The sequence below is a fragment of the Citrobacter werkmanii genome, assembly GCF_008693645.1.
In the GTDB taxonomy this organism is placed as follows: Bacteria; Pseudomonadota; Gammaproteobacteria; order Enterobacterales; family Enterobacteriaceae; genus Citrobacter; species Citrobacter werkmanii.
The window spans coordinates 4,099,021-4,112,303 of the sequence record NZ_CP044101.1 but is presented as its reverse complement, the minus strand read 5'-3'; the positions used below and the strand labels follow the sequence as shown (position 1 = coordinate 4,112,303).

The window sequence follows — 13,283 nt, the reverse complement described above, 5'->3', positions numbered from 1 at the left end:
TTTCACATGAACCAAATCGATCGACTGCTCGGTATTATGCAGCGCTTGCGCGACCCGGAAAACGGCTGTCCGTGGGATAAAGAGCAGACATTCGCCACTATTGCCCCTTACACTCTCGAAGAAACCTATGAAGTACTGGATGCGATTGCGCGTGAAGACTTCGACGATCTGCGCGGAGAGCTCGGCGACCTGTTGTTCCAGGTGGTGTTTTATGCCCAGATGGCGCAGGAAGAAGGCCGTTTTGATTTCAATGATATCTGCGCCGCCATCAGCGATAAGCTTGAACGCCGGCATCCGCATGTATTCGCTGATGTTTCTGCCAGCAACAGTACAGAAGTGCTAACCCGCTGGGAGCAAATTAAAAGCGAAGAACGCGCCGGGAAAGCACAGCATTCCGCACTCGACGATATTCCCCGCAGTTTACCGGCGTTAATGCGCGCCCAGAAAATCCAGAAACGCTGCTCTAATGTTGGCTTCGATTGGAAAACATTAGGACCGGTTGTCGACAAGGTTTATGAAGAGATCGACGAAGTCATGTTTGAGGCAAAGCAGGCTGTTGTCGACCAGGCTAAACTGGAGGAGGAAATGGGCGATCTGCTGTTTGCCACAGTCAACATGGCTCGTCATCTGGGGACAAAAGCCGAGACTGCGTTACAAAAAGCGAACGAGAAATTTGAACGACGTTTTCGTGAAGTTGAGCGAATTGTCGCTGCTCGTGGTCTGGAAATGACGGGTGTTGATCTGGAAACGATGGAAGAAGTCTGGCAACAGGTAAAACGGCAGGAAATTGATCTCTAAGGGATTTCGTCGGTCAAGGGCGTTTTGTGTGATTTTTTAAATAACAAGCGCTTGATTTACGTCAAAAACATTTACCCCAAAGGGGCTATTTTCTCACTCCCGATGTTAATGTGAGCCTGGTGAAGAGGAGGGATAATGAAAGTTTGTGGCGCTCGTCATGTTCGGGTATACTACTTTCCCGTCTTGGTAATTCCATCGTTTCACCCTAACTTCTCAGGTCCAGCATGACAACGAACTATATTTTTGTGACCGGCGGGGTCGTATCCTCTCTGGGAAAAGGCATTGCCGCAGCCTCCCTCGCAGCCATTCTTGAAGCCCGTGGCCTCAACGTGACCATGATGAAACTGGATCCGTACATCAACGTCGATCCGGGTACTATGAGCCCAATCCAACACGGGGAAGTGTTCGTTACCGAAGACGGCGCTGAAACCGACCTGGACCTGGGTCACTATGAGCGCTTCATCCGTACGAAAATGAGCCGCCGCAACAACTTCACCACGGGGCGTATCTACTCTGACGTTCTGCGTAAAGAACGCCGTGGCGACTATCTGGGTGCTACTGTTCAGGTTATCCCGCATATCACCAACGCAATTAAAGAGCGCGTTCTGGAAGGCGGTGAAGGTCATGATGTTGTTCTGGTCGAAATCGGCGGAACCGTTGGGGATATCGAATCTCTGCCGTTCCTTGAAGCGATTCGCCAGATGGCCGTAGAAATTGGCCGTGAGCACACGCTGTTTATGCATCTGACGCTGGTTCCGTACATGGCGGCGGCAGGTGAAGTCAAAACGAAACCGACTCAGCACTCTGTAAAAGAGCTGCTTTCTATCGGTATTCAGCCAGATATCCTGATCTGCCGCTCCGATCGCGCAGTTCCGGCGAATGAACGTGCGAAAATTGCATTGTTCTGTAACGTTCCGGAAAAAGCGGTGATTTCTCTGAAAGATGTCGATTCCATCTATAAAATTCCGGGCCTGTTGAAATCCCAGGGCCTTGACGATTATATTTGTAAACGATTCAGCTTGAACTGTCCGGAAGCTAATCTGTCAGAATGGGAGCAGGTTATCTACGAAGAAGCGAATCCGGCAGGTGAAGTGACTATCGGTATGGTCGGCAAGTACATTGAACTGCCGGACGCCTATAAGTCAGTGATTGAAGCGCTGAAACACGGTGGTCTGAAGAATCGTGTCACCGTCAACATCAAGCTGATCGATTCGCAGGATGTCGAAACGCGCGGCGTTGAGATCCTGAAAGGTCTTGATGCTATCCTGATCCCTGGCGGCTTTGGCTACCGTGGTGTTGAAGGTAAAATCGCGACGGCGCGCTTTGCGCGTGAGAACAATATTCCTTATCTGGGCATTTGCCTGGGTATGCAGGTTGCGTTGATTGAGTTTGCGCGTAACGTAGTGGGTATGGACAACGCCAACTCCACGGAATTTGTGCCAGACTGTAAGTACCCGGTGGTGGCTCTGATTACCGAATGGCGTGACGAAGACGGCAACGTCGAAGTCCGTACCGAGAAGAGCGATCTGGGTGGCACCATGCGTCTTGGCGCGCAGCAGTGTCAGCTGAGCGATGAAAGCCTGGTCCGTCAACTGTACGGCACGCCGACAATCGTTGAACGCCACCGTCACCGCTACGAAGTCAACAATATGCTGTTGAAACAGATTGAAGCTGCTGGTCTGCGTGTTGCAGGCCGTTCCGGTGATGATCAGTTGGTCGAGATCATCGAGGTACCGAATCATCCGTGGTTCGTGGCCTGTCAGTTCCACCCGGAATTTACTTCCACGCCACGTGATGGGCACCCGCTGTTTGCCGGCTTTGTGAAAGCCGCCAGTGAACATCAGAAGCGTCAGGCGAAGTAAGAAGTAAAAAGTTAGAACGGCAATGCACCCATTCGGGTGCATTGTTTGTCTGGAGTTTTAGTTTAACTTGTACTGAGGAAAACCTAATGTCCAAAATCGTTAAAATCATCGGTCGTGAAATCATCGACTCCCGTGGTAACCCGACTGTTGAAGCCGAAGTACACCTGGAAGGTGGTTTCGTTGGTATGGCAGCAGCTCCGTCAGGTGCTTCTACTGGTTCCCGCGAAGCACTGGAACTGCGCGATGGCGACAAATCCCGTTTCATGGGTAAAGGCGTACTGAAAGCTGTTGCAGCTGTTAACGGCCCAATTGCTCAGGCTCTGCTGGGTAAAGATGCTAAAGATCAGGCTGGCATCGACAAGATCATGATCGATCTGGACGGTACTGAAAACAAATCCAACTTCGGTGCAAACGCCATCCTGGCTGTGTCCCTGGCGAACGCCAAAGCAGCAGCTGCTGCTAAAGGCCTGCCGCTGTATGCGCACATCGCTGAACTGAACGGTACTCCGGGCAAATACTCCATGCCGGTTCCGATGATGAACATCATCAACGGTGGTGAGCACGCTGACAACAACGTCGACATCCAGGAGTTCATGATTCAGCCGGTTGGCGCTAAGACTCTGAAAGAAGCCGTACGTATGGGTTCTGAAGTGTTCCACAACCTGGCTAAAGTTCTGAAAGCTAAAGGTATGAACACTGCAGTTGGTGACGAAGGCGGCTACGCGCCGAACCTGGGCTCCAACGCTGAAGCTCTGGCTGTAATCGCTGAAGCGGTTAAAGCAGCTGGCTACGAGCTGGGCAAAGACATCACTCTGGCGATGGACTGTGCAGCTTCTGAATTCTACAAAGACGGTAAATACGTTCTGGCTGGCGAAGGCAACAAAGCGTTCACCTCCGAAGAATTCACCCACTTCCTGGAAGAACTGACCAAACAGTACCCGATCGTGTCCATCGAAGATGGCCTGGACGAGTCTGACTGGGATGGTTTCGCATACCAGACTAAAGTTCTGGGCGACAAAATCCAGCTGGTTGGTGACGATCTGTTCGTAACCAACACCAAAATCCTGAAAGAAGGCATCGAAAAAGGCATCGTTAACTCCATCCTGATCAAATTCAACCAGATCGGTTCTCTGACCGAAACTCTGGCTGCGATCAAAATGGCGAAAGACGCTGGCTACACCGCTGTCATCTCTCACCGTTCTGGCGAAACTGAAGACGCTACCATCGCTGACCTGGCTGTTGGTACCGCTGCAGGCCAGATCAAAACCGGTTCTATGAGCCGTTCTGACCGCGTAGCTAAGTACAACCAGCTGATTCGTATCGAAGAAGCGCTGGGCGAACAAGCTCCGTACAACGGTCGTAAAGAGATCAAAGGTCAGGCGTAATCCTGTTCTTTAACTCTTAACGTAAAAACCCGCTGCGGCGGGTTTTTTTATGCCTTTAAAGTAGTAGTGGTAAGGTCGCACTCGCCGTTTGCTGGCTCACATCGCTGTACTTTTCATCCAGTCCAATCAGCGACGTGGTGAGCAGTTCCACTAACAGCATGACACCTACCTTGGCGTTTAGCGCGCCGGCGCTCAACGGACCTTCCGGTTTGGCTGCGACCAGTTGAATATCACTCAGCGAAGCCAGCGGACTGCGTGGTGTATTACTCAGCGCCAGTACGCGTACGCCTTGCTTACGCGCCAGCTTTACGACATGCAGCAGATCGCGCGTGGATCCCGAACTGGATATCGCCACTACCAGCGTATCTTTGCTTAGCGTTGTAGCGTTCATAGCAGCACGGTGCATGTCGCTGAACAATTGCGCGGGTTTGCCGAGGCGCAGGAGTTTGTAATGTAAATATTCCCCCAGAATAGCGCTGGCCGCTACGCCATAAATTTGTACCGACTGAGCCTGATGCAGCGCCAGAGCGGCTGCTTCCAGTAATGTTCTGTCGAGTAATTTTGCCGTGTCCTGCAGCGCTTGCACGGATTCATTGACCACATTGTCAATCTCATCACCGCTGTGCTCTACCGGCTCTCCTTGCCGGAGGTCGAGTGCCAGCGCCATCTTAAATTCGTTATAGCCCTTACACCCCAGCGTACGGCACAGACGCGTGACGCTCGCCTCGCTGGTGTCGCTTTCACGCGCCAGTTCGGTAATCGTCAGATAGACCACTCTTGCCGGATCGCTAAGCACAAACTCTCCCAGCTTTTGTTGAGTTCGACTATATCCATCAACGCCCTGGCGCAATCTCAGCAGCAGGTTTTCATTTTCTGACATGCAAAATCCTTAATGCGTTTCTCTGCCGATAGTGTGGCGGAAAGCAGGGGAGAGATGCCAGTCATTTTAAAAAAGTATGATCGGCGTCCTGGTTTTTGATGGTAATTTTCATTTTTAAAATTAATTATGGTAAAAATTTTCATCAATGATCGGGGAGATGAAAAAATGATGCAAATATTTAGCGGCGCTTCGTCAGGCGCATGGTTTGAAAAAGCGCAGCGGTTCGGCAAATCGTTCATGCTGCCGATTGCGGTATTGCCCGCAGCGGGGTTGTTGTTGGGGATTGGTGGGGCTTTGTCGAATCCCAATACGCTGACGGCCTACCCTTTCTTGAATGTCGACTGGCTGCAGGCAATCTTCACGATCATGACCAGCGCGGGTTCTATCGTGTTTGCCAACCTGTCGGTGCTTTTTGCGGTTGGTGTTGCCGTGGGACTGGCGAAAACGGATAAAGGCACGGCGGGCCTTGCGGCATTGCTGGCTTTTCTGGTGATGAATGCCACCATCAATGCTTTGTTAACGCTCAACGGAACGCTGGCGCACGAGAATCCAGGTGCTGTGGGCCAGGGAATGACGCTGGGCATTCAGACGCTGGAAACGGGCGTTTTTGGTGGGGTCGTGATTGGTCTGGTCACCTGCGCGCTGCATAGCCGTTTCAATAAAGTCTCACTCCCTCAGTTTCTTGGCTTTTTCAGTGGTTCGCGTTTTGTACCGATTATCAGCTCGCTTGCCGCGATTGTGGTGGGGGCGATCATGACGGTGGTGTGGCCGCATTTCCAGAAGCTCATTTTTGGACTGGGCGGTCTGGTGGATGCGACGGGCTATCTGGGGACGCTACTGTACGGTTTCATTCTGCGTATGCTTGGCCCACTGGGTTTACACCATATCTTTTATTTGCCGTTCTGGACAACGGCGCTGGGCGGGAGCGAAATCGTCAACGGTCAACTGGTCGAAGGCACCCAGCGTATTTTCTTTGCCCAACTTGCCGATCCGAATACGCAGCAGTTTTATACCGGTACCTCGCGCTTTATGTCCGGGCGCTTTATCACCATGATGTTTGGCCTGCTTGGCGCATGCCTGGCGATGTACCACACGGCAAAACCGGAGAACAGAAAGCTTGTCTCCGGACTGTTGCTATCAGCGGCCCTGACCTCTTTCCTGACCGGCATCACTGAGCCTATTGAGTTCTCCTTCCTGTTTGTGGCTCCGGTGTTATATGTCATTCACGCCTTCTTCGATGGTCTGGCGTTTATGATGGCGCATATTTTACATATCACTATTGGGCAAACCTTTTCGGGGGGACTGATCGATTTCCTCCTCTTCGGCGTGCTACAGGGGGAAGCGAAAACCAACTGGATGTACGTCCCCCTGGTTGGGGTTCCGTGGTTCTTTCTTTACTACTTCACCTTCCGTTATTTGATTAACCGCTTTAACTGGCTGACGCCGGGGCGTGAGAGCGCTGCCCAGGTGGAGTCCGGTCTGCCTCAGAGCGAACGCGCAGCGGCAGTCATCGCCGGGCTGGGAGGCAAAGAGAATCTGGAAGAGGTGGACTGTTGCGCCACACGCTTACGCGTGACGGTGAAAGAGAGCAGCAAGGTTGATGAAGCTGCGCTGAAAGCGACCGGAGCGCGCGGCGTAATTATTCGCGGCAACGGTGTTCAGGTGATTTATGGCCCGCATGTCACCATCATTAAAAATGAAGTCGAAGAGATCTTATCGTGATGAAAACTGTACTGGATTCCCTGAAAGGTAAATTAATTGTCTCCTGCCAGGCGCTGGAAAATGAACCCCTGCACAGCCCGTTTATTATGTCGCGTATGGCGCTGGCGGCAGCGCAGGGCGGTGCGGCAGGTATCCGTGCGAACAGCGTGGTAGATATTCGCGCGATCAAAGAGAGCGTCTCCCTGCCGGTAATAGGGATTATCAAGCGCGATTATCCGGGCAGCGATGTATTTATCACGGCCACCCTGCAAGAAGTGGATGAACTGATGACCGTTGAGCCGGAAATTATTGCTCTGGATGCGACAGCGCGACCGCGCCCCGGTGGGCAAACGCTGGAAGAGCTGGTCACGCAAATCCGCGCCCGCTACCCGTCCGTACTGCTGATGGCGGATATCGCCACCGTCGATGAGGCGGTAACAGCCGAGCGGCTGGGTTTTGACTGCGTGGGCACCACGCTCTATGGCTATACCGCCGACACTGCCGGGCATGTGCTGGCGGAAAACGACTGCGGTTTTTTACGTGAGGTGTTGGCGGCGGTCACCATACCGGTTGTGGCGGAAGGTAACGTCGATACCCCGGAACGCGCCGCACGTTGCCTGGCATTAGGCGCGCATACCGTGGTGGTTGGAGGCGCTATCACGCGTCCGCAGCAGATAACGGCACGCTTTGTCGCGGCGATCGCCTCGTAAAGCATCGATGGGGCATGATACTTTGGCGGGGATCTGCGATAATTAGCGTTTATCCCCATATTGAGAACGCTATGCAGTACCCGATTAACGAGATGTTCCAGACCCTGCAAGGTGAGGGTTACTTTACCGGCGTCCCCGCCATTTTTATTCGTTTACAGGGATGCCCGGTTGGCTGTGCCTGGTGCGATACCAAACACACCTGGGATAAGCTTGAGGATCGGGAAGTCTCCCTGTACAGCATCCTGGCTAAAACGAAAGAGAGCGATAAGTGGGGCGCGGCGAGCAGCGAAGATTTGCTGGCTGTTATTCAGCGTCAGAGCTATACCGCCCGTCACGTGGTGATCACCGGCGGTGAGCCCTGCATTCATGACCTGATGCCGCTGACTGACCTGCTGGAAAAGAACGGCTTTAGCTGCCAGATTGAAACCAGCGGTACCCACGAAGTACGCTGTACGCCGAATACCTGGGTGACCGTATCGCCGAAGGTGAATATGCGCGGTGGTTATGATGTGCTGTCACAGGCGCTGGAGCGCGCGAATGAAATCAAACATCCGGTCGGCCGCGTTCGCGATATTGAAGCGCTGGATGAACTGCTGGCAACGTTGAGCGATGATAAGCCGCGAATTATTGCCTTACAGCCAATCAGCCAGAAAGAAGACGCGACGCGTCTGTGCATTGATACCTGTATCGCGCGTAACTGGCGTCTGTCGATGCAGACCCATAAATACCTGAATATTGCCTGATAAATTTTGCCGGGTGGGCTTCGCATCGCCATCCGGCAAAGTCACAATCACTCGCCGCGATACACGCAACCCGCTGTGCAGGTCTCTTTTACCATCACTGCGCTCAGCAGAGGGACAACCGGTTTTACCTGCTCCCAAATCCATTTTGCCAGCACTTCGCTGGTTGGGTTTTCTAAGCCTGGAATATCGTTCAGATAGTAGTGATCAAGTCTGTCATAAGTCGGCTTAAACGCCGCCTTTAACTCTGCGAAATCCATGATCCAACCGGTATGCGGATCGACTTCACCGGTAATTTCAAGACGCACCATAAATGAGTGACCATGTAGGCGACCACACTTATGCCCTTCCGGTACATGCGGCAGGCGGTGAGCGGCTTCGAAGGTGAAATCTTTAAACAAGGTGGTGGACATTTTTTACTCTCAAGAATGCGAAAAACCGCCGTAGGGTACCGTAAAGAGCAAATTTTATCATTAGTTAAAAGGGCGCAGAGTATCAGAACAATCCATTCATAAAGATAATGTTCAATAACTATTTATATATCAAATGCTTATTAAATCGATTTTGCTGTTAATAACTATAACTAAAACAGGTTAGTTCATTTGGTTATTTGTTATTTCTATCCCTTCTTTAATTGTTACTATGCCCGCCGTTAACCTAATACTCGTCATACTTCGAGCTGCATGTGTGTTGGCTTCACTCTCTTATCCCAGTCACTTACTTCAGTAAGCTCCTGGGATTCGTTCACTTGCCGCCTTCATGCAACTCGAATTATTTAGAGTATTTTCATTTCTTTTTTTGGTGCCATTTGGGCACGAAAAACAGCTTTGCTTACTGGAACATGACAACGCATGACGACACAGGCCCCACCTTCCGCTCTGCTACCGCTAAACCCGGAGCAACTGGCTCGCCTTCAGGCGGCCACGACCGATTTCACTCCCGCGCAGCTTGCGTGGGTTTCTGGTTATTTTTGGGGCGTGCTGAATCAGCAGCCGGGGGCGAATGCAGCGGCTCCTGCGCCTGTTGCCGAAATGCCGGGGATTACGCTTATCTCCGCCTCGCAAACCGGCAATGCGCGTCGTGTGGCGGAAGCCCTGCGCGATGATCTGATTGCCGCGAAGCTCAATGTCACTCTGATCAATGCCGGCGACTACAAATTCAAACAAATCGCCAATGAAAAGTTGCTGGTTGTGGTGGCATCGACTCAGGGAGAAGGCGAACCAGCGGAAGAAGCTGTGGCGTTACATAAATTCCTGTTCTCGAAAAAAGCGCCGAAACTCGATAACACCGCTTTCGCCGTGTTTGCTCTCGGCGATACCTCTTACGAATTTTTCTGTCAGGCCGGTAAAGATTTCGACAGCAAGCTGGCTGAGCTGGGCGGTGAACGTCTGCTCGATCGCGTCGATGCCGACGTCGAATATCAGGCCGCTGCCGCGCAGTGGCGTGCCCGGTTGGTTGATGTACTGAAAGCGCGTGCGCCTGCAGCACCGTCTGTACAAGTTGCAGCGAGCGGTGCGGTAAATGAAGTACATACCAGCCCATACACCAAAGAAGCGCCGCTGACGGCGTCCTTGTCGGTGAATCAGAAAATTACCGGTCGTAACTCGGAAAAAGACGTCCGCCATATCGAAATCGATCTCGGTGATTCCGGCCTGCGTTATCAGCCGGGTGACGCGCTGGGCGTGTGGTATCAGAACGATCCGGCACTGGTGAAAGAGCTGGTTGAACTGCTGTGGCTGAAAGGGGATGAGCCGGTTACGGTGGAAGGAAAAATCCTGCCGCTGGCCGAAGCGCTGGAGTGGCATTTTGAGCTGACGGTCAACACCGCGAATATCGTGGAAAACTACGCCACGCTGACGCGCAGTGAATCGCTGCTGCCGCTGGTGGGCGATAAAGCCCAGCTTCAGCAGTATGCGGCTACCACGCCAATCGTCGATATGGTGCGTTTCTCCCCGGCACAGCTTGATGCCGAAGCATTAATCGGCCTGCTGCGTCCACTGACGCCGCGCCTGTACTCTATCGCCTCTTCACAGGCGGAAGTTGAAAGCGAAGTGCACGTGACCGTCGGCGTCGTGCGTTACGATATTGAAGGGCGTGCCCGCGCCGGTGGTGCTTCCAGCTTCCTCGCCGACCGCGTGGAAGAAGAGGGCGAAGTGCGCGTGTTCATTGAGCACAACGACAACTTCCGCCTGCCGGCTAACCCGCAGACCCCGGTGATTATGATTGGTCCGGGCACCGGTATCGCGCCGTTCCGCGCCTTTATGCAGCAGCGCGCCGCCGACGGTGCGGAAGGTAAGAACTGGCTGTTCTTCGGCAACCCGCACTTCACCGAAGACTTCCTCTACCAGGTCGAATGGCAGCGCTACGTGAAAGAAGGCGTGCTGAACCGTATCGATCTGGCCTGGTCCCGCGATCAAAAAGAAAAAATCTACGTACAAGACAAACTGCGCGAACAGGGCGCAGAGCTGTGGCGCTGGATTAATGACGGTGCCCACATTTATGTCTGCGGCGACGCTAATCGCATGGCGAAAGACGTTGAGCAGGCGTTGCTGGAAGTGATTGCTGAATTCGGTGCAATGGACATCGAAGCGGCGGATGAATTTTTAAGTGAGCTGCGCGTCGAGCGCCGTTATCAGCGAGATGTCTACTAATGAGCGAAAAACACCCAGGGCCTTTAGTGGTCGAAGGCAAACTGACTGACGCCGAGCGCATGAAGCGTGAAAGTAATTTCCTGCGCGGCACCATCGCGGAAGACCTGAATGACGGTCTGACCGGCGGTTTTCACGGCGATAATTTCCTGCTGATTCGTTTCCACGGCATGTACCAGCAGGATGACCGCGACATTCGCGCCGAGCGCGCCGAGCAGAAGCTGGAGCCGCGCCATGCGATGTTGCTGCGCTGTCGTCTGCCGGGCGGGGTGATCACCACCACCCAGTGGAAGGCCATCGATAAATTCGCCGCTGACAACACGATTTACGGCAGCATCCGTCTGACCAACCGTCAGACCTTCCAGTTCCACGGCATTCTGAAGAAGAACGTCAAGCCGGTGCATCAGATGTTGCACTCCGTCGGGCTGGACGCGCTGGCGACCGCCAACGACATGAACCGTAACGTGCTGTGCACCTCCAACCCGTATGAGTCCGAGCTGCACGCCGAGGCCTACGAGTGGGCGAAAAAGATCTCTGAACATCTGCTGCCGCGCACCCGCGCCTATGCGGAGATCTGGCTCGATCAGGAGAAGGTCGCCACCACCGACGAAGAACCGATCCTCGGCGCAACCTATCTGCCGCGTAAATTTAAAACCACGGTGGTGATCCCGCCGCAGAATGATATCGATCTGCACGCCAACGACATGAACTTCGTGGCTATTGCCGAAAACGGCAAGCTGGTGGGCTTTAACCTGTTGGTCGGAGGTGGTCTGTCTATTGAGCACGGTAATAAGAAAACCTACGCGCGTACGGCAAGCGAGTTCGGCTTCCTGCCGCTGGAGCATACCCTGGCCGTGGCCGAAGCGGTGGTGACGACCCAGCGTGACTGGGGTAACCGTACCGACCGTAAAAACGCGAAAACCAAATATACCCTGGAGCGCGTCGGTATCGACACCTTTAAGGAAGAGGTTGAGCGCCGCGCGGGGATCAAGTTTGAGCCGATCCGCCCGTATGAATTTACCGGTCGTGGCGATCGCATCGGTTGGGTGAAAGGGATCGACAACAACTGGCACCTGACGCTGTTTATCGAAAACGGTCGTATCCTGGATTATCCTGGACGTCCGCTGAAAACCGGTTTACTGGAGATCGCGAAGATCCACAAAGGCGATTTCCGCATCACCGCTAACCAGAACCTGATTATTGCCAGCGTGCCGGAAAGCCAGAAAGCGAAGATCGAGAAGCTGGCGCGCGACCACGGGTTGATGAATGCGGTGAAACCGCAGCGTGAAAACTCGATGGCCTGCGTGTCGTTCCCGACCTGTCCGCTGGCGATGGCGGAGGCCGAGCGTTTCCTGCCGTCGTTTACGGACAAAGTGGAAGCGATTCTGGAAAAACACGGCATCCCGGACGAGCATATCGTGATGCGCGTGACCGGCTGCCCGAACGGCTGCGGCCGCGCGATGCTGGCGGAGCTGGGTCTGGTGGGCAAAGCCCCGGGGCGTTACAACGTGCATCTGGGCGGCAACCGCATGGGAACACGTATTCCACGCATGTATCGCGAAAACATTACGGAAGCGGAAATTCTCGATTCCATTGACGAACTTGTCGGGCGCTGGGCGAAAGAGCGTGAAGCGGGTGAAGGCTTCGGCGATTTTACGGTGCGTGCGGGCATCATTCGCCCGGTGCTCGATCCAGCGCGTGATTTCTGGGAATAAGTTCCCTTTGCCTGGTGACGCGACGGTTTTGTAGGCCTGATAAGCGTAGCGCCATCAGGCATAAGATGAGGTAATCATGTCCGTACTTGATCTACACGCATTGAACGACCTGCCGAAAGTTGAACGCGTTATGGCGCTGGCGGAAACTAACAGCCAACTGGAAAAGCTGGACGCCGAAGGCCGCGTGGCGTGGGCACTGGAGAATTTGCCGGGAGAATACGTGCTCTCTTCCAGCTTTGGTATTCAGGCCGCAGTAAGCCTGCATCTGGTGAATCAGATCCGCCCGGATATCCCGGTAATTCTGACCGATACCGGCTATCTGTTCCCGGAAACCTACCAGTTTATTGACGAGTTAACGGACAAACTCAGGCTGAATCTGCAAGTCTATCGGGCGAAGGAGAGTGCTGCCTGGCAGGAAGCACGCTATGGCAAACTGTGGGAGCAGGGCGTTGAAGGCATTGAGAAATACAATGACATCAACAAAGTCGAGCCGATGAACCGGGCGCTAAAAGAGCTGAAAGCACAGACCTGGTTTGCGGGCCTGCGCCGCGAGCAGTCAGGCAGCCGGGCGCATTTGCCGGTACTGGCAATTCAGCGCGGCGTGTTTAAAGTGCTGCCGATCATCGACTGGGATAACCGTACCGTTTACCAGTATCTGCAAAAGCACGGGCTGAAATATCACCCGCTGTGGGACCAGGGCTATCTGTCGGTGGGTGATACGCATACTACCCGCAAATGGGAGCCGGGCATGGCGGAAGAAGAGACGCGCTTCTTCGGGCTGAAGCGCGAATGCGGGCTGCACGAAGGGTAATATGAGCCTCGGTAAGCGTTATGCATTACCGGG

General features: G+C 53.6%; 11 protein-coding genes. 9 read left to right on the top strand and 2 right to left on the bottom strand.

The window, feature by feature from the left end; genetic code table 11:
• Nucleotides 1–6: 6 nt before the first annotated feature.
• From mazG to eno, 3 genes are all read left to right on the top strand, one after another.
• Nucleotides 7–798, top strand: coding sequence for a nucleoside triphosphate pyrophosphohydrolase (mazG, locus tag FOB24_RS20280; RefSeq protein ID WP_085048930.1), 792 nt, complete (start codon nt 7–9; stop codon nt 796–798).
• 224 nt (nt 799–1,022) lie between these two features.
• Nucleotides 1,023–2,660: a glutamine hydrolyzing CTP synthase gene (gene pyrG, locus FOB24_RS20275; RefSeq protein WP_005130912.1), complete on the top strand. Its 1,638-nt coding sequence runs from the start codon at nt 1,023–1,025 to the stop codon at nt 2,658–2,660.
• A gap of 86 nt (nt 2,661–2,746) precedes the next feature.
• Nucleotides 2,747–4,045 (top strand): phosphopyruvate hydratase, encoded by a 1,299-nt coding sequence (gene eno / locus FOB24_RS20270; RefSeq protein ID WP_003034129.1) that lies wholly within the window; start codon nt 2,747–2,749, stop codon nt 4,043–4,045.
• A 55-nt stretch (nt 4,046–4,100) separates the two neighbouring features.
• Here the strand turns inward: eno and FOB24_RS20265 are convergent, their stop codons facing one another.
• Nucleotides 4,101–4,925, bottom strand: a complete 825-nt coding sequence (locus tag FOB24_RS20265) for a MurR/RpiR family transcriptional regulator (protein WP_087856940.1) — start codon at nt 4,923–4,925, stop codon at nt 4,101–4,103.
• A 165-nt stretch (nt 4,926–5,090) separates the two neighbouring features.
• Between FOB24_RS20265 and FOB24_RS20260 the strand changes: the two genes are divergently transcribed.
• From FOB24_RS20260 to queE, 3 genes are all read left to right on the top strand, one after another.
• Complete coding sequence (locus FOB24_RS20260) at nt 5,091–6,647, top strand: maltose/glucose-specific PTS transporter subunit IIC (RefSeq protein WP_150345386.1); 1,557 nt, start codon at nt 5,091–5,093, stop codon at nt 6,645–6,647.
• Nucleotides 6,647–7,336 carry an N-acetylmannosamine-6-phosphate 2-epimerase gene (locus tag FOB24_RS20255; RefSeq protein ID WP_069324549.1) on the top strand — a complete coding sequence of 230 codons (690 nt, stop codon included), beginning with the start codon at nt 6,647–6,649 and terminating at the stop codon, nt 7,334–7,336. Before FOB24_RS20260 ends, FOB24_RS20255 begins: the two co-directional genes overlap by 1 nt.
• A gap of 71 nt (nt 7,337–7,407) precedes the next feature.
• Nucleotides 7,408–8,079, top strand: coding sequence for a 7-carboxy-7-deazaguanine synthase QueE (gene queE, locus FOB24_RS20250; protein ID WP_038633185.1), 672 nt, complete (start codon nt 7,408–7,410; stop codon nt 8,077–8,079).
• A 47-nt stretch (nt 8,080–8,126) separates the two neighbouring features.
• On the opposite strand, the gene queD is transcribed toward queE, so the two are convergent.
• A complete protein-coding gene (gene queD / locus FOB24_RS20245; RefSeq protein WP_137351637.1) occupies nt 8,127–8,489 on the bottom strand; it encodes a 6-carboxytetrahydropterin synthase QueD in 363 nt (120 codons plus the stop codon).
• A gap of 438 nt (nt 8,490–8,927) precedes the next feature.
• Between queD and cysJ the strand changes: the two genes are divergently transcribed.
• The 3 genes from cysJ to cysH all read left to right on the top strand — a co-directional run bounded on the left by cysJ (nt 8,928) and on the right by cysH (nt 13,250).
• Nucleotides 8,928–10,727 (top strand): NADPH-dependent assimilatory sulfite reductase flavoprotein subunit, encoded by a 1,800-nt coding sequence (gene cysJ, locus FOB24_RS20240; RefSeq protein WP_150345385.1) that lies wholly within the window; start codon nt 8,928–8,930, stop codon nt 10,725–10,727.
• The gene (gene cysI / locus FOB24_RS20235; RefSeq protein WP_150345384.1) at nt 10,727–12,439 is read left to right on the top strand and encodes an assimilatory sulfite reductase (NADPH) hemoprotein subunit; all 1,713 of its coding nucleotides are present in this window, start codon (nt 10,727–10,729) and stop codon (nt 12,437–12,439) included. Before cysJ ends, cysI begins: the two co-directional genes overlap by 1 nt.
• A 76-nt stretch (nt 12,440–12,515) precedes the next feature.
• Nucleotides 12,516–13,250 carry a phosphoadenosine phosphosulfate reductase gene (gene cysH / locus FOB24_RS20230; protein WP_085048822.1) on the top strand — a complete coding sequence of 245 codons (735 nt, stop codon included), beginning with the start codon at nt 12,516–12,518 and terminating at the stop codon, nt 13,248–13,250.
• Nucleotides 13,251–13,283: the final 33 nt, after the last annotated feature.